Below are 20268 nucleotides of genomic sequence, written 5' to 3'. Positions count from 1 at the left end.
GACCCGCTTTGTGATTAACGACGACCTTCAGCAATAGCGGTAACGGCTTGTAATTCAGCGGCTTCCTGCTCTTGCTGTTCCTGGCGCTCACGCACGTCGAGGATCTGGTTGTTGATCAGACCTTCTTCGATTTCGCGCAGCGCGATAACGGTAGTTTTATCGTTTTCTTCCGGTACGAGCGGATCCTTTCCGCCTACCTGCATCTGACGAGCGCGACGCGCGGCGACCAGTACCAGGTCAAAACGGTTACCAATTTTCTCTACAGCGTCCTGAACAGTTACGCGTGCCATACTTAAAATGCTCCACAGGTGAAGAAATGACTGGGCATGATACTGAATGTGGGTTCAGTCTGCCAACAGTTTGCTGATTAAAGCGTCATGACGCTGCTTTTGGCGGCTCATGCGCAGACGTTCGGCGCGAATGATGGTTTTCAAATCGCCCAGGGCGGTGTCGAAATCATCATTCACAATAAGATAATCATATTCGGCGTAATGGCTCATTTCTGCAACAGCTTGCGCCATACGTTTCGCGATCACGTCTTCGCTATCCTGACCGCGGCCACGCAGGCGGCGGTCCAGCTCAATCTTAGACGGTGGCAAAATAAAAATACTGCGCGCATGCGGCATTTTTTCACGAATTTGCTGCGCACCTTGCCAGTCGATATCTAAAAAGACGTCTACGCCGGATGCTAATACTTGCTCAATGGTTTCACGCGAGGTGCCGTAGTAATTACCGAAAACCTCCGCGTGTTCCAGGAACGCGTCTCTGCCAATCATTGTTCTGAATTCATCATGGTTCACAAAGAAATAGTGTTCACCGTGCACTTCCCCCGGGCGCGGTGCGCGCGTGGTGTGCGAAACAGAAACCTGGGTGTCATACAACGGTTGGGTCTTTAATAAAGCCTGAATCAGGCTGGATTTACCCGCGCCACTGGGGGCAGAAACAATATAAAGCGTGCCTTGAGCCATGAGTATCTTAATGTATGTGATTGTCGAAAGAGAGCCTACATACGGGCTTATTATACACGTAGCCGCTATGTGACGTAGCCCTTGTCACACTTTTTGCGCATGTTTATTGCGTTTTGCGTACCAGTTTCCTGTTTTATCGATGATTTGCAGCAATACATGTAAATGTCCGGAAAGCTGTTCGCAGGATGAATTTTTGCCGCTCTGTTTCTATTTCACTTCGCGCTATACCTGCCGGGAAACGTATCGTTCAGCGGAGATAGCATGGGATTATGGAAATGCATAGGGCTGGTTTTGCTAATGGGGTATCTACCCGTATGGGCGGTATGCCCCGTCTGGTCGCCTGCCAGGGCAAACGAGGAAATTTCACGACTACAGCAGCAGATTACACAGTGGAATGACAGTTACTGGAAACAAGGGGAAAGTGCCGTAGACGACGGCGTTTATGACCAGCTCAATGCGCAACTAATTCAATGGCAGCGCTGTTTTGGCGATGAAGCCCCATCAGATCTTTCTGCGCCCCCAATAAGTGGCACCGTCTCGCATCCTGTTCCCCATACGGGCGTTCGAAAACTTGCTGATAAGCAAGCGCTACAGCAATGGATGCACGCTCGCAGCAATCTCTGGGTGCAACCGAAGGTGGATGGCGTGGCGGTGACGTTAGTCTATCGCAATGGCAATCTGGTACGGGCGATTAGCCGTGGTAATGGCCTGCAAGGCGAAGACTGGACGCAAAAGGTTCTGCAGATCCCTTCCGTACCACATTCCACCAGGGGGAAACTCGCTAACAGTACGTTGCAGGGTGAGATATTTTTGCAGCAAGAGGGGCATATTCAGAAGCAGAGCGGGGGAATGAATGCCCGCTCGAAGGTTGCTGGATTGATGATGCGCCAGGGCAATCCGGAAATGTTACGCTCGCTGGCAATTTTTATCTGGGCCTGGCCTGATGGTCCGGCGGTCATGTCTGAAAGACTGGAGCAGCTCACGGCTGCCGGGTTCAGTTACACGCAACGCTATACTCAGGCCGTGAAGAATGCGGATGACGTCGAAAAGTCGCGCATCAGGTGGTGGAGTTCAGCATTACCTTTTGTGACGGATGGTGTCGTGGTGCGAACGGCAAAAGAACCACGGGCACAGTATTGGCTACCCGGACAGGGTGACTGGCTGGCGGCGTGGAAACATCCTCCCGTGACGAGGGTATCTGAGGTAACGGGTATTCAGTTCTCCGTTGGTAAAAGCGGGAAAATTGCGGTGGTTGCATTGCTGACTCCCGTCATGCTGGATGATAAACGCGTACAGCGCGTCAATATTGGCTCCGTCCGACGCTGGAATGAATGGGATATCGCGCCTGGCGATCAGATTCTGGTGAGCCTGGCCGGACAAGGGATACCCCGTATAGACGAGGTGGTCTGGCGCAGCACTCAGCGTACTAAGCCAATACCCCCCGAGGGGCGCTTCAATTCATTAACCTGTTTTTATGCTACAGCGGAGTGCCAGGAACAGTTTGTTGCCAGACTGGTCTGGCTGGGTGGCAAAGAGGTGCTGGGGCTGGAGGGGATCGGCGAGGCGGGATGGCGAAAGCTCCATCAGGCGTATCGCTTTGAACATATCTTTTCCTGGCTTGGGTTAACTCAGGAACGGTTACAGTCCACACTTGGTGTAATCAAAGGGGAGAAGCTGTGGCATCAGTTCAACCTGTCGCGCGATCTCCCGTTCACGCGCTGGGTGATTGCTATGGGAATACCGTTAACACAGGCAACGCTAAATGCCAGCCGGGATAGTTCGTGGCAGCAGTTAAAAGAACGCGATGAGCAAAGCTGGCGGCAGCTTCCTTTCATGGGTGAGCGGCGGGCACGGCAGGTTATTCAATGGCTGGAGGATCGAGAGGTTACAGCGCTGAGCAATTGGTTAGCTGCTCAGCGCATCGCGGGCTTTATGCCTTAATGGCCTTCGTGGCGATAGTAAAATACCGGCAGACCTAACTTCAGGCGCAGCGCCAGTAATCGGGCGGTAAAGCCGAAGAGCAGAGTAGAGATAACCACTACATCATGACTGGAGACATAATGCTGTAGCACGATGTACAACACAGCAGCGGCGAATGATACGCCAGCATACAGCTCTTTCTGGAACACTAACGGGATTCGTTTGCAGAACATGTCGCGTAATACGCCACCGAAGACGCCGGTCGTGACCGCAGCGACCACGGCGATAATCGGTCCATGGCCCATATCCAGTGCCACCTGAGCACCGATAATAGAAAAAACCACCAGGCCCAGCGCATCCAGTACGAGGAATATTTTGCGCAGATAGGGCATGACGGGAGCAATAATGGTGGTGAGTACCGCAGCGGTCGCCACGATAATGACGTATTCAGGGTGCTTTACCCAGCCAAGAGGATAGTGGCCGAGAAGAATATCGCGTACCGATCCGCCGCCAATGGCCGTCGCGGTGGCAATGATGATGACGCCAAATGTATCCATACGACGACGCCCAGCAGCAAGCGCACCGGTCATGGCTTCGGCAGTAATACCAATTAAATATAAAACGTGTAACAGCATGTATTCCCCCTGATTTGCTGGGGGCTAAGGTTAACGATTTGTGCGCCTTGTCACGATTGAGATTTTCTAAGGTGAAGTGATTTTAATAACTACAGCTAATGATGGTTTGGCGAAAATACCATATGATGTGCGATATCACGATATTAATGATGTTGATAAATGATGAGAAAATATAATGCGTAGTGGGAGGTTATAAACATGCTCATCGGAAAAAACGCGTAGAGCCGCCGTTTACTGGCGAGCCACGTATGATATTTCATCAAACTATCCCCCTGACCATAGGACAAGTTGACACTCCAGAAGCCATTAGGGACGTCATCCTGAGTAAACTCTGATATGCAGCGGCTTCTATTCTGAAAAATGGTTCCCCTCAGCTATCGCCTCTATGCGTGTAGGCGCATTTACAGCAAAATTTTCAGCATTAAGTGAGTCGGAGTGATAGACATGAGCGTAAGAGAGGAAATTCAGGATGGTAGAGAGGCTGGAATTTTAAGAAGCGGGATAATCTACACCGAAGTTTTGGGGTGGGTAGATATGGGACACGCTCGAGGAGATGATGTCAGAAAGTTACTCTCGGATATGCATCAAGGCGAGCATTCAGGAAAGGATTATTACGATGTAAAATACACTCAAAGCATGGGAAGAGGAGGCCTCACAATTGGGAAGTTTATCAGATGGAGAATTAGAAAAGGGCGCAGCTTATTTGAGCGATATAGTATAGCGCTTTCCATGATGATGGCGCTTGCTCATCGTTTTGAAGGTTTACAGTCAAATTTCCCCTTTTATCTTTACACCGACAGCGGTTTCAGTGGTGAGGATTTAGTATCCGATTTGCTGGGATTCTACCGCGTCTTCTCATATAGTAACCCATTCCCGCTATTGCAGCCCGTCAGCAAAGAGGAAGCCCTCAGACGTTGGGATTATTATGGTCCAATAGGCTCTTTTAAAAACACCTCATTCCAACCGATTTTATTTCCCGATCCGATGAAATCAGCTTTAGCTCTTCCTGTAAAAGGTGTTTTACCTTCATTCATGAGAACAGTGATACCTTACAGCGACTTCAGTTCTGGTAACGTTAAAATAGTTTCCAGAGATGGAACGGTCGTTAACTGGTAAAAAAGGGAAACATATGAAACAGGCAGTCATAATAGTGCTGATGGTAATAGCTATATGCAGCTCTTATTTCTGGCCTAATATTAAAATGAGACTTGCAGGTAACGCACAATATACAGAGTTTGATAAAGCCAAATATGATTATTACACTCCCAAAGTTTTAAAAAAAATGCCGAGAATATCCCAAGTGTATGACTTTAATTATACGAACATTTCTGGCCCTAAGGCTGATGTATGGAGTGTGACGTTCTATAATACCAGGGATACGTGGAAAATTAGTGAATATCTCTCAATGGCGGGCTATGAAAAACAGGAAAAATGCGATATAGAGGCAGAATGCTGGCGCCTCAGGGGATCTGATGAAGTACTGACAGTTGTGAATATGAACAGCAGCAACGCTGTTCGGGTTGATATTCTGAAGAGTCTTTATAACGACAAATATATGCCAGATAAATAATTACTCCAATTTTATATCAATCAGCACTTATTGGCGGTAGGGATAGCCCGCATTTAGCAGGCTATCCTGTGCTTTACGATAGTATAGGTATGGTACGCAAAATTACTCGATATTCTGAATCTGCTCGCGCATTTGCTCGATCAGTACCTTCAGTTCAATCGCGGAATTCGTCACTTCGGCATTGATAGACTTGGATGCCAGAGTGTTCGACTCACGGTTGAATTCCTGCATCATGAAGTCCAGACGACGGCCAACGGCCTCTTTTTTCTTCAGAATGTTGTAGGTTTCTTTGACGTGGGCTTCCAGACGATCTAATTCTTCTGCCACATCGATACGCTGCGCCATCAGCACCAGTTCTTGCTCAAGGCGGTTATTCTCCAACTGCACTTGGGCATCTTCCAGTTTGGCTACCAGACGCTCGCGCTGCCATTGCAGGATTTCCGGCATATGAGCACGCACTTTTGTGACTTCAGCACTGACGCCTTCCAGACGCTGCTCGATCAGCGCTTTCAGCGCCTGACCTTCGGTTTCACGTGCGACGATGAAGTCATCCAGCGTACCATCAAGCGCGGCGAGGATTTCGGCGGCAATGGCGTCCAGATCCTGCTCCTGGGCAGCCATTACGCCTGGCCAGCGCAGGATATCAACCGGGTTGATTTCACCTTCATCGCTCTGCATTTTGACCCAGTTAGCAGCGCTAACGAGCTGTTTAGCGAGCTTTTCATTCAGAATCAGTTCGCCCTGGGCGCTGGCATCAGGCTCAAAACGCAGCGTACATTCGACTTTACCGCGCGTCAGACGCGTGCGGATACGCTCGCGAACAACGGGTTCAAGACTACGGAACTGCTCCGGCAGGCGAAAATAAGTTTCCAGATAACGCTGGTTTACCGAGCGCATTTCCCAGGTGGCGCTACCCCATTCACCCTTGATTTCACGCCGGGCGTAGGCGGTCATGCTGCGGATCATAGACGTTCCTGTTTTTAAAGATGAGATGGGAGGATTATAGCCATCCACGTCTTGTCAGGATAGGAATAACAGTCGGAAGTCCGTATAATGCGCAGCCACATTCGTTTCAAGCCGGAGATTTTATCATGCGTCCAGCAGGTCGTAGTGCCAATCAGGTGCGTCCCGTCACCCTGACCCGTAATTATACAAAACACGCTGAAGGCTCCGTGCTGGTCGAATTTGGTGATACCAAAGTGCTGTGTACCGCCTCTATTGATGAAGGCGTACCGCGTTTTCTGAAAGGTCAGGGCCAGGGCTGGATCACCGCAGAATATGGCATGCTGCCACGCGCTACGCACACCCGTAACGCCCGTGAAGCGGCAAAAGGTAAGCAGGGCGGTCGTACCATGGAAATCCAGCGTCTGATCGCCCGCGCGCTGCGCGCAGCTGTTGACCTGAAAACGCTCGGCGAATTCACAATTACGCTGGACTGCGATGTAATTCAGGCCGATGGCGGTACGCGCACCGCATCAATTACCGGCGCATGCGTTGCGTTGGCTGATGCGCTGAACAAGCTGGTGGCGAGCGGTAAGCTGAAAACTAACCCGATGAAAGGGATGGTCGCTGCGGTTTCCGTGGGCATTGTGAATGGTGAAGCACTCTGTGATCTTGAGTACGTTGAAGACTCTGCTGCTGAAACCGACATGAACGTAGTGATGACTGAAGACGGTCGTATTATAGAGGTTCAGGGCACGGCGGAAGGCGAGCCGTTCAGTCATGAAGAACTTCTCACCCTACTGGCATTGGCCCGAGGGGGAATCGAATCCATTGTAGCGACGCAGAAGGCGGCGTTAGAAAATTGATTTTAAAGGCGACTGATGAGTCGCCTTTTTTTTGTCTGTAATAAAGTGAGATGAGGAGCGAATCCATGAAACCGTATCAGCGTCAGTTTATTGAGTTTGCGCTTAGCAAGCAGGTACTAAAGTTTGGCGAATTTACGCTGAAATCCGGGCGCAAAAGCCCCTATTTCTTCAACGCCGGGCTGTTTAATACCGGGCGCGACCTGGCACTGTTAGGCCGTTTTTATGCCGAAGCGCTGGTGGATTCCGGTATTGAGTTCGATTTGCTGTTTGGCCCTGCCTACAAAGGTATTCCGATTGCGACCACAACGGCCGTTGCGCTGGCGGAACACCACGATAAAGATTTGCCGTACTGCTTTAACCGTAAAGAGGCGAAGACCCACGGTGAAGGCGGGAATCTGGTCGGTAGCGCACTAGAGGGACGCGTGATGCTGGTGGATGATGTTATCACCGCAGGTACGGCGATTCGTGAGTCGATGGAAATTATCCAGGCGAATGGCGCCACTCTGGCGGGGGTACTGATTTCTCTCGATCGTCAGGAACGCGGTCGCGGCGAGATTTCCGCGATTCAGGAAGTGGAACGTGATTATGGCTGCAAGGTGATTTCTATCATTACCCTGAAAGATCTGATTGCGTATCTGGAAGAGAAACCAGAGATGGCGGAACATCTGGTGGCAGTACGGGCCTATCGCGAAGCGTACGGCGTTTAATAACTGCCGGATGGCGCTGCGCTTATCCGGTCTACGTAACCCCGTAGGCCGGACAAGACGAAATCGCTACTGCAATTGAGCGGCAACCAACGGCCAGCGGGTGTCAAAATCATCCGTTGGGCGGTATTTAAATTCGCTACGTACAAACCGGGACAGCATACCTTCGCAGAAAGCCAGTAACTGGCTGGCCAGCAGCGTTTCATCCACGGTGTAGCCTTCACCTTCACGCATTCTTTTTTCTCGCAGAACCTGGCGCAACTGCGCTTCAATGCGCTCAAAAAGTTGGTTAATGCGACCTTGCAGACGGTCTTGCTCGAACATCAACGCGTGTCCGGTCAGAATTCGTGTCAGGCCAGGATTACGCTCACCAAACCCTAAAATCAGCAGAACGATCAGGCGCAGACGCGCGTTGGTGTCCTTTTCATCTTTCAAAATCAGATTGATACGCGTAATCAAACTATCTTCGATAAACTCAATCAGGCTATCGAACATACGGGTCTTGCTGGGGAAATGGCGATACAATGCCGCTTCGGATACGCCAACTGAGGCTGCCAGCTTTGCTGTGGTGATGCGTTGGCTACCATCGCTGGACTCAAGCATCAGTGCCAGAGACTGAAGTATTTCTTCGCGACGATTCCTTTTCGCAGTTTGCTTTTCTACCATGTTACAAAATACCCCTGAAAATAAGCTCTTGCCAGGCAGGCATCCACACAGCGACCGCAAACTGATGTTTGCGGTGTGTTATTGCGTTATTACGCTATGGGATACTTTTCTGCGGGTTACTTGCGCCCGGAATGGCCGAAGCCACCTTCGCCACGATCGGTGGCTTCAAACTCTTCCACCAGATTAAATTCAGCCTGCACGACCGGTACAAATACCATCTGCGCGATACGTTCGCCCGGCTCAATAGTGAAGCTGTCCTGACCACGGTTCCAGACGGACACCATCAGTTGGCCCTGGTAGTCGGAATCAATCAAACCAACCAGATTGCCCAGCACGATACCGTGCTTATGGCCCAGCCCGGAGCGCGGGAGCATTACCGCTGCCAGAGAAGGATCGGCAATGTGGATAGCTAACCCGGTTGGCACCAGCGTTGTTGCGCCCGGCGCCAGCTCTACGGCGTCATCAAGACAAGCACGCAGGTCAAGTCCGGCAGAACCAGAAGTGGCGTACGTCGGGAGCGGAAATTGTTGCCCTACGCGCGGGTCCAGAATCTTAACGTCGATTTTTTTCATCATAACGGGTCACGATCTCGTCGAGTAATAATTGGCCCAGGAGTTCTTTACGCTCAAGCGGTAAGACTTTGTCTCCATCCTGCCAAAAAAGGTGTAATGCGTTGCTATCGCTGTTAAACCCTTGAGTAGACAGCGAAACGTCGTTCGCACAGATCACATCAAGGTTTTTGCGGATGCGTTTTTGCCGGGCATATTCTTCCACATTATTTGTTTCGGCGGCAAACCCAACGACAAAAGGACGGTTAGCATCCAGTGCGGCAACACCGGCGATAATGTCCGGGTTTTTGACCATTTTTACTGTTAATTCATCACCCTGCGTCGCTTGTTTTTTTATTTTTTCGTGGGCGACAGTTTCAGCGCGATAATCAGCGACTGCAGCGCAGCCGATAAAAATATGCTGTTGTTGCACCGCAGACTGCACAGCGGCTTCCATTTCCAGCGCGGTCATCACATCAACCCGCTGAACAAATGGTGGTGTGGATAACGAAACCGGACCCGATACCAGTGTGACGTTTGCCCCGCGCTTTGCGGCAGCGGCCGCGATTGCAAACCCCATCTTCCCGGAACTGTGGTTGGAAATATAACGCACGGGATCAAGCGGTTCACGCGTCGGACCCGCCGTAATCATGATGTTGAGATGTTGCAGATCGTTGACAGGTGAAAAATGTTCTGCCGCCATATCCACAATCGTTAACGGATCCAGCATACGTCCAGGGCCGATATCACCACATGCCTGGCTACCGCTGTCAGGGCCCCAAATGAGCAAACCGCGTGAGGCAAGAATACCCAGATTGTGCTGAGTCGCGGCAGCGCGATACATCTGCTGGTTCATGGCTGGCAGTACAGCAACAGGAGCAGGCGTTGCCAGACAAATCGTTGATACCAGGTCGTTGGCCATACCTGCGGCGACACGAGCAATCAGGTCTGCTGTAGCGGGCGCCAGGATGACCAAATCGGCCCATTTTCCCAGCTCAATGTGGCCCATCGCAGCTTCGGCTGCGGGGTCAAGCAGGCTGTCGGAAACGGGATAACCAGAAACCGCCTGTAAACTCAGGGGAGTAATAAATGCTTTTGCCGCTTCGGTCATCGCCACGCGGACGTCAGCACCGCGTTCCCGTAAACGACGCACCAGCTCAGGGGTCTTGTACGCAGCAATACCGCCACTGACGCCAAGTACGATTTTTTTACCGGCCAGGCTCATCATGATCTTTCCTGTTGGGTTTCACCAGAAGGCGGATATTTTATCACAATCCGCAATTTGTCGTGCTTTTGACCGTACTCCACTTTGCGAGGCGCTACGAAGAAGTGAAAACAGCGCGTCGATTCACCGTCGGTGTTATGCCACTATGCGGACGCGAGAGGAGGGAGAAGCATGGAAAATACAGGAAGTATGATGCCCCGGGAAAAGCTGTTGGCACAGGGGGCCAGTTCTCTGACCGATGTTGAGCTTCTGGCTCTTTTTTTACGTACCGGCATTCAGGGTAAAGATGTGCTTACGCTGGCGAAAGAGATGCTTCAGCATTTTGAGTCGTTGTATGGACTATTGTCTGCTGATTACATGGATTTTAGCTATGTTCAGGGAATCGGTATCGCGAAGTACGCACAGTTGAAGGGGATTGCGGAGCTGGCAAGACGCTACTACAAAGTGCGAGTGATAGAGGAGCGTGCTCTACTGAGTCCGGAAATGGCGCGAGAATTTCTGCAAAGCCAGCTTTCGCAAGAGGAACGCGAGATCTTTCTGGTGATCTTTATGGATTCTCAACATCGCGTGATTAAACACAGCAAACTTTTTTCCGGTACGCTTAGCCATGTCGAGGTACATCCGAGAGAAATTGTCCGGGAAGCGATAAAAATGAATGCTTCTGCGGTGATCCTTGCGCATAATCACCCTTCGGGGTGTGCAGAGCCGAGTAAAGCAGATAAACTCATCACCGAGCGTGTTGTGAAATGCTGTCAGTTCATGGATATCCGGGTGCTTGATCATCTGGTCATTGGGCGCGGAGAGTACGTTTCTTTTGCGGAACGCGGTTGGATTTAACGCACTTTACGCGATCCATCGGGATCTTTGTCTGTTCGGGACTTGAGCACATCGCTGACTCAGCGTATACTACGCCACCTTTGAGAATCTCGGGTTTGGCATTTGGGCCTGGCAATCGAGAGTTCGCAAATACGCAAAATCATTCTTGTTGCGTCCAATGACGAGGCAACATTGAAAGATTAAGTGTATTGAACTGCGATAACCGGGCTGAGAAGCCTGACGAGGCGCCAATACCCCATACGAAGCTCGAGCTAATTTGATTTTTGGAGAATAGACATGTCCCGAGTCTGCCAAGTTACTGGCAAGCGTCCGGTGACCGGTAACAACCGTTCCCACGCACTGAACGCGACTAAACGCCGTTTCCTGCCTAACCTGCACTCTCACCGTTTTTGGGTTGAGAGCGAGAAGCGTTTTGTCACCCTGCGTGTATCTGCTAAAGGTATGCGTGTTATTGATAAGAAAGGCATCGAAACAGTTCTGTCTGAACTGCGTGCCCGTGGCGAAAAGTACTAAGTACTAAGAGGAAATAAATCATGGCTAAAGGTATTCGTGAGAAAATCAAGCTGGTTTCTTCTGCTGGTACTGGTCACTTCTATACCACTACGAAGAACAAACGTACTAAGCCGGAAAAACTGGAACTGAAAAAGTTCGATCCAGTTGTTCGTCAGCACGTTTTATACAAAGAAGCGAAAATCAAATAATTTTCGTTTTGATGTAAAGAAAAACCCTGCCTCGGCGGGGTTTTTTGTTTTCTGGCCGTCCCCATATTAATGAGACCTGACATACCGCCGGAGATACTATGCCTGAATTACCTGAAGTCGAAACCAGCCGTCGTGGTATTGAGCCGCATCTGGTGGGGGCAACGATTATGCACGCGACGGTGCGTAACGGTCATTTGCGTTGGCCAGTATCTGAGGAAATCTATCGTCTGAGTGATCAACCTGTCCTCAGCGTACAGCGGCGAGCGAAATACCTGCTGCTAGAACTGGCGGATGGCTGGATAATCATTCATCTGGGGATGTCGGGTAGCTTGCGTATCCTTCCTGAAGAGCTTCCGGCAGACAAGCACGACCACGTTGACTTAATGATGAGCAACGGCAAAGTTCTGCGTTATACCGATCCCCGTCGTTTTGGTGCCTGGCTGTGGACTAAAGAGCTGGATGGACATAATGTCCTCGCCCATCTTGGCCCTGAGCCGCTGAGCGACGATTTCAACGCCAATTATCTACAGCAGAAATGTGCAAAGAAGAAAACGGCGATTAAACCCTGGTTGATGGATAACAAGCTGGTGGTGGGTGTGGGTAATATCTACGCCAGCGAGTCGCTATTTGCGGCTGGGATTCATCCTGACCGTCTTGCGTCATCGCTGTCGAAAGATGAGTGTGAATTGCTGGTACGCGTTATCAAGGCGGTGTTGCTGCGTTCTATTGAGCAGGGCGGGACGACGCTGAAAGACTTTCTGCAAAGTGACGGTAAGCCTGGCTATTTTGCCCAGGAGCTGCAGGTCTATGGGAGAGAAGGTGAACCGTGTCGTGCATGCGGCGCACCGATTGTTGCGACAAAACACGCCCAGCGTACAACGTTCTATTGCCGTCGCTGTCAGAAATAGTGTCATTGCTGGCCGGATGCTGCATCCGGCCTGGTGCATTACTTCAGTTTACTCATTAACGCCTGATGGACGTTTTCCGGCAAAAAGTGTGTCACGTCACCCTGGTGGCGGGCAACTTCTTTCACCAGTGACGATGAGATAAAAGACCACTCTTTAGATGGCATCAGAAAAACGCTTTCCAGTTGCGGCATAAGGTGGCGGTTCATATGGGCCAGCTGCATTTCATATTCAAAATCGGCTACCGCGCGCAGGCCACGGATCAGAATGTTCGCCTGATTATCACGGGCAAAGTTTGCCATCAGATCGCTGAATCCCAGCACTTCCACATTGCCAAGATGCGCCGTTGCCTGTTGTGCCAGCTCAACGCGCTCTTCCAGAGTAAACATCGGCTTTTTACTGGGGCTTGCGGCAATCGCCAGAATTACGTGATCAAACATGCTTGTAGCACGCGTCACGATATCAAGGTGGCCGTTAGTAATAGGATCAAAGGTTCCTGGATAAATCGCCCGTTTTTGCATGACTTGCCTCAATGCGTTTTGGGTGGCAGGTAAGGTTCCAGCAGTTGCAGCAGACGCTGTAGCGCGCCCTGATTTTGATACAGAACTTCAACTGCGTGACGGCCATAAAAATTACGATAATCTGCATCGGTCAGTAAGGAAGAGACCTCTTTCACCAGCGTAGTTGCGTCGGTGACGGTGATCAATCCGCTTGCCTGTTCGAGACGGGCGCAAATATCTTTAAAATTAAACGTATGTGGTCCCATCAACACCGGAATAGCATGCGCTGCCGCTTCCAGCGGGTTGTGTCCACCACGTTCAACCAGTGAACCGCCGACAAAAGCAAGGTCGGCAATGCCATACAGCAACATCAGTTCACCCATGGTATCGCCGATCACAACCTGAGTACCTGATGATGGAACTTCACCCGAAGAACGAGTGGTATAGCTTAGTCCAGCCTGGCGTACAAGGTTAATGGCATCCGGGAACCGTTCTGGATGTCTGGGAACCAGAATCAATAAAAGATTCGGGAACTGATTTAATAACGCCTGATGAGCGGCAATGATGATGCTTTCTTCACCGTCGTGGGTGCTGGTTGCAATCCATACCGGGCGGTGAGGCGCCCATTGACGACGTAATGTCACCGCTTTTGCGGCCAGTTGCGGTGTGACGGATATATCAAACTTCAGGCTGCCAGTAACGGTGACTTGATTGCTTCTGGCGCCAAGCGTAATAAAACGTGCGCCATCTTCTTCGTTTTGTGCGGCAATCAACGTAATTCGACGCAGTAGTCTGCCAACAAATTTACCTAGTTTCGCATAACCAGCGGCTGAACGAGCAGAAAGCCGTGCGTTGGCAATGACCAGAGGAATGTGGCGCTTATGGAGTGCCGCGATCAGATTTGGCCACAGCTCGGTTTCCATAATTAACACCAGTTTGGGGTCAACTTTATTCAGAAAACGGTTCAGGGCATCCGGTAAATCGTAAGGCAGATAAATATGCTGAACGTCAGTGCCAAAAGCAGATTGTACCCGCTCGGAACCGGTTGGCGTCATGGTGGTGACCGTGATCGGCAAGTCGGGATAACGGTGGCGCAGAGCGCGGACTAATGGGATTGCAGCCAGCGTTTCGCCCACAGAGACCGAATGAAGCATGATGCCGCCGGGTTTTAGCGGGCGGCGATAAAAGCCGTAGCGTTCGCCCCAGCGTTTACGGTAGGCCGGAGCCTTACGTCCGCGCACCCAAAGCCGTATCCAGATCAAAGGCTGAATAAGGTAGAGCAATGTGGTGTAAAGCAACTCAAGCATGGGCGTTAGCTGGCTAATGGATGTGCTGTGGATTCTATGTATTTACCCGGTGCTTTGCTATTACTTTTGCCATTCAGGGACCAATTAGACGCTAAAGTGGTCAATCTGACGTGTGATAGACCATTAAGTTACATTCTGGCGTAACTCTTTGAAATTAAAGTCAGGGGCTAGAGAGGATAACAAAATTGGTTTTAAAGTTGACATTAATCTGCGCTAATGAATTGATTGGAAAGACGAAAAGAAAAATGTGCTTAACTTTTATTCGTATCGGATTGCCACTAAAGAAGTGGTACACTAGCGCGCAAAATTTTAGTGCGATATCAGTAATCAGGCAACTGTTGAGCTTGGGGCGGTAGCGTGCTTTTTTTTGCTTAACGGTATCGGACACTCTCAACAAAAGAGCCGCTTGTGGAAAAGTTATTCAGAAATATCCTGGTCATTAAAATGCGTTTTCATGGCGATATGCTGCTGACAACCCCCGTCATCAGTACATTAAAACGTAACTATCCTGATGCCAAAATCGATGTGCTCCTTTACGAAGACACAAAGCCGATTTTATCTGAAAATCCGGAAATTAATGCGCTATATGGAATCAGTAAGAAAAACGCCACGACAAAAAAGAAAATCGCTAATTTCATTTCATTAATAAAAAAATTACGCCAAAACCAATATGATTTAGTAATCAACTTGACCGATCAGTGGCTGGTTGCACTATTGGTCCGCTTTTTGTCCGCTGATACAAAACTTTCTCCTGATTTCCCGCACCGTCAGAAGCCTTTCTGGCAGAAGAGCTTTACGCATCTTGTGCCGATTACTGGCGACCATATCGTCGAGCGTAACCTGTCGATTCTGAATCCACTTGGGCTTAAAACACTCAAGCATGAACTGTCCATGCACTACGCTCCTTCCCATTGGAAAAATATCCATGAACAGCTAAAACAGCTCAACGTGGGTGAGCGCTATGTGGTTATTCAGCCAACCGCACGTCAGATCTTTAAATGTTGGGATAACGAGAAATTTTGTGAGGTTATTGATGCCTTACAGGAACAAGGTTATCCGGTTGTGCTGACCTCTGGACCTGGGAAGGAAGACCAGGAATGTATCCATGATATTGCTGAGGGATGTAAATTATCTCCCGTCACCGCGCTTGCGGGTAAAACGACGTTTCCTGAATTGGCTGCTCTCATTGATCATGCGGCGTTGTTTATCGGTGTTGACTCCGCGCCTATGCATATTTCCGCAGCGGTGAAGACCCCTATCATTTGTTTGTTTGGCGCGACGGATCATATCGCATGGCGGCCATGGGCGGAAAATGTCACGCTACTATGGGCTGGAAACTATCAGCCAGTACCGCCAAGAGAGCAGCTGGACCGCAGTTATAAATATCCGTCAGTTATCCCTGCGGAGGATGTTATTAACGCCGCCTGGCAAGTGCTCAATGGCGACGCGCCAGAAATTGAGGTGAATGCACAATGATTGTTGCCCTCTGTCTGTACAAATATTTTCCCTATGGTGGGCTACAGCGTGACTTTATGCGTATCGCTAAAACGATCGCGGCGCGCGGGCATCATGTCCGAGTCTATACACGAGCCTGGCAAGGGGAGCGCCCGGCGGAATTTGAGTGCGTTGATGTCCCGGTTACCGCACATTCCAACCATGGAAGAGATAAACAGTATCAGACGTGGGTTCAGCAGCATTTAACTCAGTACCCGGCAGACCGTGTCCTGGGTTTTAATAAAATGCCGGGGCTGGATTATTACTACGCAGCGGATGTGTGTTATGCGGCGAAGGTAGCGAAAGAAAAGGGGTTCTTGTATCGCTTAACGGCGCGATACCGTCACTACGCAGCCTTTGAGCAAGCTGTGTTTAAACCAGGGATGAAGACAAAGTTGCTGATGCTGACTACAAAACAAATCCTTGATTTTAAAATGTATTACCATACGGAAGACGAGCGCTTTCAGCTTCTTCCGCCCGGCATCTATCCCGATAGAAAATACAGTAGCCAGGCCCCCGGTAGCCGTGAACGCTACCGTGAAGCCATCGGCATCACTCCGGATCACTTCTTATTGTTGCAGGTTGGTTCTGATTTTTCACGAAAAGGAGTCGGCCGCTCAATTGCCGCTGTCGCCGCACTGCCTGAGGGTATCCGTCGTCAAACCCAGCTCTTTGTTGTTGGTCAGGATAAACCTCGCGCATTCGCTGCGCAGGCAGAAAGAATGGGTGTGAAAGAGAACGTCCATTTCTTTGCTGGGCGTGATGATGTTGCACATCTGATGGCGGCTGCGGACGTGTTATTACATCCGGCGAAGCAGGAAGCTGCGGGAATTGTACTGGTTGAAGCTATCGCAGCGGGTTTGCCTGTGCTCGTGACGGAGGTCTGCGGGTACGCACCTCACGTAGCGGCGGCAGGATGCGGTGTTGTATTGAGTGAACCTTTTGAGCAACATGCGCTTGATGACGATTTGCATAAGGTCCTGGCGGATAGTTCTCTTCGTGAAAAGTGGGCGAAAAATGCGCGGCATTATGCGGATACGCAGGATCTTTATAGTTTGCCAGAACATGTAGCGGATATTATTACAGGTGAATTGCATGGTTGAGTTAAATGAACCCTTTGCCACATTGTGGAAGGGAAAAGACCCATTCATCGAGGTTAGAAAGCTTCAGGGTGAGGTCTTTCGGGAACTAGAAACCCGTCGCACACTTCGTTTTAGCGTTGCTGATAAGAGCTATTTTTTGAAGTGGCACCGAGGTACCACTTATAAAGAAGTCATTAAAAATCTACTGTCACTTCGTATGCCGGTACTGGGTGCCGACCGTGAGTGGAATGCCATACACCGTTTAGCCTCCTTAGGCGTTGATACGATGCATGGCGTTGCATTTGGCGAAACGGGTTGGAATCCGGTAAAGAAAACCTCTTTTATCATTACCGAAGATTTAACGCCAACTATTAGCCTGGAAGATTATTGTGCGAATTGGAGTGTTGAACCCCCGCATCCGCACGTAAAAAGAATGCTGATTCAACGCGTAGCCGATATGGTTCGCGCGATGCATCTTGGCGGTGTTAACCATCGTGATTGTTATATTTGCCATTTCTTACTTCATCTTCCATTTGATGATAAAAATGAAGATAGTCTAAAAATTTCGGTGATCGATCTGCATCGGGCACAAATTAGAAATAAAGTGCCATTACGTTGGCGTAATAAGGATCTTACTGGACTTTATTTTTCATCCGATAATATTGGATTGACGACTCGAGATTATTATAGATTTTTAAAAGTATATTTCAACCGTAACCTGAAAGATATTATTAAGAATGAGGGTGTGTTCATTGAACAGGTTGAAGGAAAAGCCAGAGCCATTCGCGAAAGAACAATTCGCAAATCATTGTGATTTTAACTGTAAAAATATGTTGTAAATGGAATTTGTATTTCATGGAATGAATTCATACTATGTCTCTTCTTGCATTTTTTATTTATAAATATGTGTCGGGTTTTGTTTCAATAGGGTTTATATGAATTCAAATACACAAATGCAAACCTCATGTAAAGGTATTGCAGTTTATTTGTTGTTAGTTTCATTTTGTGTTCTATGTTTTATCTGGCCTATCCAGAACTCAATTTTACCAACTAATAGAAATCTCTTTATATACTTAAGTACGGCATTAGTGCTATACTTTTACGTCCGTAAAAAATATGTATCTATTGAGCTTAGTCGACTGGCGAAATATGCTGTCGCTTTAATTCTTATTTTTCTCGTATTTACACTGGTCAATGGGTTATTTGTTGCAATTGATGTGGGGAAAATGTTGCGCGGTTGGCAGGGACAATACCTGCGTGCGGGGCTATTATTCTTTGTTGGACTCTTTTTGTATCCAATCTGTAAGTATCATTTTAAATATATAACGGCCAATAAGGTATTGTCTTTAGTTGTTCTGTGTTCGCTAGGGGTGATATTTATTCACCTGCTGCAGAATATCTATTTTTATATCAAGACGGGAACGATACTCTGGGGTGAGACGTGGATTGTACCAACTCGTACCGAGATGAGCTTCCAGATAAACATGGTTACGGGAATTTTACTGGCAGAACTTGCCTGTCGACTGTTCCTGGGCCGTAAGTATCTTATTTTCAGCAACAAATTGATGGCTGCCTTTATTTTGCTGTGCTTCATCTGTTCAGCATTAGCGAAGACCCGCTGGGGCACTATTGGTCTGATTGGTAGTACGATTTCTATCTGCGTATTTATTGCCTTAAAAGCGATTAGCCGAAAGAACTTGCCGAAGCTCTGTCTGGCTGCACTGGTCGTTACGATAGTACTAGGCATTATAGGCTACACTTCCTGGCATCAGGACTCCCGCTGGAAAAGCCTAAGCATGGATATGGTTGCTGGCTGGGATCTGGGTATGCACAGTCGTTGCTATAACGGTTTTGATGGCCCGTTGATGCAGGACAGCACTGGCCGCATAATGGATGACTCGAATAGTTGCCGGGCATCGTTCTTCCGTCAGGGGAGCGAACTGATCGCTGAATATCCGTTTGGTGCGGGTCCGCGAAAAGATGCATTCTTAGTGCTTCTGCAGGAAAAATATCACGACCCTATTATTCAGCAATCTAACAGCCATTACGGGTTGATTGATGTCGCGCTTCAGAACGGTGTCCTTGGGCTTATCAACTGGCTGGTATTCGTCATGTTGATGATCCTTATTGGCTGGCGTGCATTCTCTCGTGATTTAATAATTCCGGGTCTGTACTTGTCTCTTTTAACGGTGAGCTTCTTGTTCCGTAGTGGTGTAGATAACATGATGCGCGATCACTACCTTGAGCAAAACCTTGCGTTATCAGGTTTAATGCTGGGTCTGATCTTTACGAGTAATAAAATATCACGGGCTAAAAAATGAAAGTTTTAATTATTCGTAGAGATAACATTGGTGACTTGATACTGACAACGCCGCTGATCTCGACTATTGCAAAAGACATGAATTGCAAAGTTGATTTGTTGGTTAACACCTACAATCAATCGATTATCGAAAATAATCCTCATGTAGGTAAAGTTTTCTTATACAGCAAGCTGCACCACCGTTCTAAAGGCACATCTAGCCTTAAGGTATTGTTTCAGCGCCTGAAGACGATTATCGATCTGCGTCGTGCTAAATATGATGTCGCGATTATTGCCAAAGAGCATTGGGATAAACGACCTTTACAGTGGGCAAAATTAGCGGGTGCTAAAAGAATTATCGCTATTGGTAATGACTGCCCGGATATTGTCACCGATGCTATTCCTGAAACTCAGGAGCAGCTTCATCTGGTCAATTTATTGAATAGATTAACGGGACCGCTAGGCTGTACTTCTAAACCAGGTCCGCTGGAGCTGTATGTCACACCACAAGAACTGGCTGATATAAAAGCAAAGATAGAATTTCCACAGGACAATTTACCTGTTTATGGGTTGCAGATAAGTTCCCGAAGAGAAGAACAACAATGGCAAAAAGAAAAGTTTGTTGAGCTTGCTCATAAACTTGCAGCCATACAGGCGTGCCATATTATGTTATTCTGGTCTCCAGGAAAATCAGATAATAAATTACATCCCGGTGATGATGATAAGGCTGATTTTATCAGCGCGCAATGTGCCGATCTGCCGATTATTCCAGTAAGAACGAATAGCGTTCGTGAGCTGATGGCCGGTATGTCACTATGCGATCAGATTGTGACCAGCGACGGCGGTGCCTTGCATATTGCTGCTGGGGTGCGTAAACCAGTGGTGGCGCTGTTCGGCAACAAGGCTGCATGGCTATGGACGCCATGGGGTGTGCCGTACGAAATGCTGCAAGGAAAAGATTATGATGCTCGCAATATTAGCGTCGATGATGTATTTACGCGGTTTGTAAGTCTGCAGGAGCAAGTGCGTAAAAATACGGCAATGGATGAAGCATAAGTTTACTTATTGCTATAGATAAGTTGATATATTGATCTCTATC

At 48.8% G+C, this 20268-nt stretch carries 23 protein-coding genes; 14 read left to right on the top strand and 9 right to left on the bottom strand.

Annotated elements, in window-relative coordinates:
- Nucleotides 1-14: 14 nt before the first annotated feature.
- Nucleotides 15-290, bottom strand: a complete 276-nt coding sequence (rpoZ, locus tag OGY37_RS20815) for a DNA-directed RNA polymerase subunit omega (protein WP_000135058.1) — start codon at nucleotides 288-290, stop codon at nucleotides 15-17.
- A gap of 54 nt (nucleotides 291-344) precedes the next feature.
- A complete protein-coding gene (gene gmk / locus OGY37_RS20810; RefSeq protein ID WP_003024042.1) occupies nucleotides 345-968 on the bottom strand; it encodes a guanylate kinase in 624 nt (207 codons plus the stop codon).
- A gap of 261 nt (nucleotides 969-1229) precedes the next feature.
- Here gmk and ligB point away from each other — a divergent pair, with 261 nt between their 5' ends.
- Nucleotides 1230-2909 carry an NAD-dependent DNA ligase LigB gene (ligB, locus tag OGY37_RS20805; RefSeq protein WP_286615378.1) on the top strand — a complete coding sequence of 560 codons (1680 nt, stop codon included), beginning with the start codon at nucleotides 1230-1232 and terminating at the stop codon, nucleotides 2907-2909.
- On the opposite strand, the gene OGY37_RS20800 is transcribed toward ligB, so the two are convergent.
- The gene (locus OGY37_RS20800; protein WP_003024049.1) at nucleotides 2906-3523 is read right to left on the bottom strand and encodes a trimeric intracellular cation channel family protein; all 618 of its coding nucleotides are present in this window, start codon (nucleotides 3521-3523) and stop codon (nucleotides 2906-2908) included. The genes ligB and OGY37_RS20800 overlap by 4 nt on opposite strands.
- 444 nt (nucleotides 3524-3967) lie before the next feature.
- Between OGY37_RS20800 and OGY37_RS20795 the strand changes: the two genes are divergently transcribed.
- Together OGY37_RS20795 and OGY37_RS20790 are read left to right on the top strand one after the other, a co-directional pair.
- Nucleotides 3968-4639, top strand: a complete 672-nt coding sequence (locus OGY37_RS20795) for a hypothetical protein (RefSeq protein WP_126956508.1) — start codon at nucleotides 3968-3970, stop codon at nucleotides 4637-4639.
- A 13-nt stretch (nucleotides 4640-4652) separates the two neighbouring features.
- The gene (locus tag OGY37_RS20790) at nucleotides 4653-5093 is read left to right on the top strand and encodes a hypothetical protein (protein ID WP_149335520.1); all 441 of its coding nucleotides are present in this window, start codon (nucleotides 4653-4655) and stop codon (nucleotides 5091-5093) included.
- Between the two features lie 102 nt (nucleotides 5094-5195).
- On the opposite strand, the gene OGY37_RS20785 is transcribed toward OGY37_RS20790, so the two are convergent.
- On the bottom strand, nucleotides 5196-6059 hold the full coding sequence (locus tag OGY37_RS20785; protein WP_003024052.1) for a YicC/YloC family endoribonuclease: 864 nt from the start codon (nucleotides 6057-6059) through the stop codon (nucleotides 5196-5198).
- 125 nt (nucleotides 6060-6184) lie between these two features.
- Here OGY37_RS20785 and rph point away from each other — a divergent pair, with 125 nt between their 5' ends.
- Together rph and pyrE are read left to right on the top strand one after the other, a co-directional pair.
- Nucleotides 6185-6901, top strand: a complete 717-nt coding sequence (gene rph / locus OGY37_RS20780; RefSeq protein ID WP_003024054.1) for a ribonuclease PH — start codon at nucleotides 6185-6187, stop codon at nucleotides 6899-6901.
- Between the two features lie 65 nt (nucleotides 6902-6966).
- Complete coding sequence (gene pyrE, locus OGY37_RS20775) at nucleotides 6967-7608, top strand: orotate phosphoribosyltransferase (RefSeq protein ID WP_003837602.1); 642 nt, start codon at nucleotides 6967-6969, stop codon at nucleotides 7606-7608.
- A 66-nt stretch (nucleotides 7609-7674) separates the two neighbouring features.
- Here the strand turns inward: pyrE and slmA are convergent, their stop codons facing one another.
- The 3 genes from slmA to coaBC form a co-directional block, all read right to left on the bottom strand.
- Nucleotides 7675-8271: a nucleoid occlusion factor SlmA gene (gene slmA / locus OGY37_RS20770; protein WP_003827257.1), complete on the bottom strand. Its 597-nt coding sequence runs from the start codon at nucleotides 8269-8271 to the stop codon at nucleotides 7675-7677.
- A 116-nt stretch (nucleotides 8272-8387) separates the two neighbouring features.
- Complete coding sequence (gene dut, locus OGY37_RS20765) at nucleotides 8388-8846, bottom strand: dUTP diphosphatase (RefSeq protein ID WP_003827259.1); 459 nt, start codon at nucleotides 8844-8846, stop codon at nucleotides 8388-8390.
- Nucleotides 8824-10044, bottom strand: a complete 1221-nt coding sequence (coaBC, locus tag OGY37_RS20760; protein ID WP_095533115.1) for a bifunctional phosphopantothenoylcysteine decarboxylase/phosphopantothenate--cysteine ligase CoaBC — start codon at nucleotides 10042-10044, stop codon at nucleotides 8824-8826. The genes dut and coaBC overlap by 23 nt, the downstream gene beginning before the upstream one ends.
- Before the next feature lie 171 nt (nucleotides 10045-10215).
- On the opposite strand from coaBC, the gene radC reads away from it, so the two are divergent.
- From radC to mutM, 4 genes are all read left to right on the top strand, one after another.
- Complete coding sequence (gene radC / locus OGY37_RS20755; protein WP_286552015.1) at nucleotides 10216-10881, top strand: RadC family protein; 666 nt, start codon at nucleotides 10216-10218, stop codon at nucleotides 10879-10881.
- 276 nt (nucleotides 10882-11157) lie between these two features.
- Nucleotides 11158-11394, top strand: coding sequence for a 50S ribosomal protein L28 (rpmB, locus tag OGY37_RS20750; RefSeq protein WP_003024071.1), 237 nt, complete (start codon nucleotides 11158-11160; stop codon nucleotides 11392-11394).
- A 20-nt stretch (nucleotides 11395-11414) separates the two neighbouring features.
- Nucleotides 11415-11582 carry a 50S ribosomal protein L33 gene (gene rpmG / locus OGY37_RS20745; protein WP_003024094.1) on the top strand — a complete coding sequence of 56 codons (168 nt, stop codon included), beginning with the start codon at nucleotides 11415-11417 and terminating at the stop codon, nucleotides 11580-11582.
- A 98-nt stretch (nucleotides 11583-11680) separates the two neighbouring features.
- Nucleotides 11681-12490, top strand: coding sequence for a bifunctional DNA-formamidopyrimidine glycosylase/DNA-(apurinic or apyrimidinic site) lyase (gene mutM / locus OGY37_RS20740; protein WP_286621718.1), 810 nt, complete (start codon nucleotides 11681-11683; stop codon nucleotides 12488-12490).
- 38 nt (nucleotides 12491-12528) lie between these two features.
- Here the strand turns inward: mutM and coaD are convergent, their stop codons facing one another.
- Together coaD and waaA are read right to left on the bottom strand one after the other, a co-directional pair.
- Nucleotides 12529-13008 carry a pantetheine-phosphate adenylyltransferase gene (gene coaD, locus OGY37_RS20735; protein WP_003024099.1) on the bottom strand — a complete coding sequence of 160 codons (480 nt, stop codon included), beginning with the start codon at nucleotides 13006-13008 and terminating at the stop codon, nucleotides 12529-12531.
- Between the two features lie 8 nt (nucleotides 13009-13016).
- Nucleotides 13017-14294 (bottom strand): lipid IV(A) 3-deoxy-D-manno-octulosonic acid transferase, encoded by a 1278-nt coding sequence (gene waaA / locus OGY37_RS20730; RefSeq protein WP_003827291.1) that lies wholly within the window; start codon nucleotides 14292-14294, stop codon nucleotides 13017-13019.
- Between the two features lie 408 nt (nucleotides 14295-14702).
- Between waaA and rfaQ the strand changes: the two genes are divergently transcribed.
- From rfaQ to OGY37_RS20705, 5 genes are all read left to right on the top strand, one after another.
- The gene (gene rfaQ, locus OGY37_RS20725; protein ID WP_149280794.1) at nucleotides 14703-15770 is read left to right on the top strand and encodes a lipopolysaccharide core heptosyltransferase RfaQ; all 1068 of its coding nucleotides are present in this window, start codon (nucleotides 14703-14705) and stop codon (nucleotides 15768-15770) included.
- Nucleotides 15767-16891: a glycosyltransferase family 4 protein gene (locus OGY37_RS20720; protein WP_126317225.1), complete on the top strand. Its 1125-nt coding sequence runs from the start codon at nucleotides 15767-15769 to the stop codon at nucleotides 16889-16891. The genes rfaQ and OGY37_RS20720 overlap by 4 nt, the downstream gene beginning before the upstream one ends.
- Nucleotides 16884-17684, top strand: a complete 801-nt coding sequence (rfaP, locus tag OGY37_RS20715; protein WP_148361320.1) for a lipopolysaccharide core heptose(I) kinase RfaP — start codon at nucleotides 16884-16886, stop codon at nucleotides 17682-17684. Before OGY37_RS20720 ends, rfaP begins: the two co-directional genes overlap by 8 nt.
- Before the next feature lie 121 nt (nucleotides 17685-17805).
- Complete coding sequence (locus OGY37_RS20710; protein WP_286621714.1) at nucleotides 17806-19191, top strand: O-antigen ligase family protein; 1386 nt, start codon at nucleotides 17806-17808, stop codon at nucleotides 19189-19191.
- A complete protein-coding gene (locus OGY37_RS20705) occupies nucleotides 19188-20225 on the top strand; it encodes a glycosyltransferase family 9 protein (protein WP_003827303.1) in 1038 nt (345 codons plus the stop codon). The genes OGY37_RS20710 and OGY37_RS20705 overlap by 4 nt, the downstream gene beginning before the upstream one ends.
- The last annotated feature ends 43 nt before the right edge of the window (nucleotides 20226-20268 follow it).

Origin of the sequence: Citrobacter sp. Cpo030, from assembly GCF_030333005.1 — a bacterium.
Classification (GTDB): domain Bacteria; phylum Pseudomonadota; class Gammaproteobacteria; order Enterobacterales; family Enterobacteriaceae; genus Citrobacter; species Citrobacter portucalensis.
This window is presented reverse-complemented; position numbering and strand designations above follow the sequence as displayed.

What these genes read in the sequence shown, in the direction of transcription:
- rpoZ (WP_000135058.1), bottom strand. Translation starts at nt 290, where the DNA reads ATGGCACGCGTAACTGTTCAGGACGCTGTAGAGAAAATTGGTAACCGT.
- gmk (WP_003024042.1), bottom strand. Translation starts at nt 968, where the DNA reads ATGGCTCAAGGCACGCTTTATATTGTTTCTGCCCCCAGTGGCGCGGGT.
- ligB (WP_286615378.1), top strand. Translation starts at nt 1,230, where the DNA reads ATGGGATTATGGAAATGCATAGGGCTGGTTTTGCTAATGGGGTATCTA.
- OGY37_RS20800 (WP_003024049.1), bottom strand. Translation starts at nt 3,523, where the DNA reads ATGCTGTTACACGTTTTATATTTAATTGGTATTACTGCCGAAGCCATG.
- OGY37_RS20795 (WP_126956508.1), top strand. Translation starts at nt 3,968, where the DNA reads ATGAGCGTAAGAGAGGAAATTCAGGATGGTAGAGAGGCTGGAATTTTA.
- OGY37_RS20790 (WP_149335520.1), top strand. Translation starts at nt 4,653, where the DNA reads ATGAAACAGGCAGTCATAATAGTGCTGATGGTAATAGCTATATGCAGC.
- OGY37_RS20785 (WP_003024052.1), bottom strand. Translation starts at nt 6,059, where the DNA reads ATGATCCGCAGCATGACCGCCTACGCCCGGCGTGAAATCAAGGGTGAA.
- rph (WP_003024054.1), top strand. Translation starts at nt 6,185, where the DNA reads ATGCGTCCAGCAGGTCGTAGTGCCAATCAGGTGCGTCCCGTCACCCTG.
- pyrE (WP_003837602.1), top strand. Translation starts at nt 6,967, where the DNA reads ATGAAACCGTATCAGCGTCAGTTTATTGAGTTTGCGCTTAGCAAGCAG.
- slmA (WP_003827257.1), bottom strand. Translation starts at nt 8,271, where the DNA reads ATGGTAGAAAAGCAAACTGCGAAAAGGAATCGTCGCGAAGAAATACTT.
- dut (WP_003827259.1), bottom strand. Translation starts at nt 8,846, where the DNA reads ATGATGAAAAAAATCGACGTTAAGATTCTGGACCCGCGCGTAGGGCAA.
- coaBC (WP_095533115.1), bottom strand. Translation starts at nt 10,044, where the DNA reads ATGAGCCTGGCCGGTAAAAAAATCGTACTTGGCGTCAGTGGCGGTATT.
- radC (WP_286552015.1), top strand. Translation starts at nt 10,216, where the DNA reads ATGGAAAATACAGGAAGTATGATGCCCCGGGAAAAGCTGTTGGCACAG.
- rpmB (WP_003024071.1), top strand. Translation starts at nt 11,158, where the DNA reads ATGTCCCGAGTCTGCCAAGTTACTGGCAAGCGTCCGGTGACCGGTAAC.
- rpmG (WP_003024094.1), top strand. Translation starts at nt 11,415, where the DNA reads ATGGCTAAAGGTATTCGTGAGAAAATCAAGCTGGTTTCTTCTGCTGGT.
- mutM (WP_286621718.1), top strand. Translation starts at nt 11,681, where the DNA reads ATGCCTGAATTACCTGAAGTCGAAACCAGCCGTCGTGGTATTGAGCCG.
- coaD (WP_003024099.1), bottom strand. Translation starts at nt 13,008, where the DNA reads ATGCAAAAACGGGCGATTTATCCAGGAACCTTTGATCCTATTACTAAC.
- waaA (WP_003827291.1), bottom strand. Translation starts at nt 14,294, where the DNA reads ATGCTTGAGTTGCTTTACACCACATTGCTCTACCTTATTCAGCCTTTG.
- OGY37_RS20720 (WP_126317225.1), top strand. Translation starts at nt 15,767, where the DNA reads ATGATTGTTGCCCTCTGTCTGTACAAATATTTTCCCTATGGTGGGCTA.
- rfaP (WP_148361320.1), top strand. Translation starts at nt 16,884, where the DNA reads ATGGTTGAGTTAAATGAACCCTTTGCCACATTGTGGAAGGGAAAAGAC.
- OGY37_RS20710 (WP_286621714.1), top strand. Translation starts at nt 17,806, where the DNA reads ATGAATTCAAATACACAAATGCAAACCTCATGTAAAGGTATTGCAGTT.
- OGY37_RS20705 (WP_003827303.1), top strand. Translation starts at nt 19,188, where the DNA reads ATGAAAGTTTTAATTATTCGTAGAGATAACATTGGTGACTTGATACTG.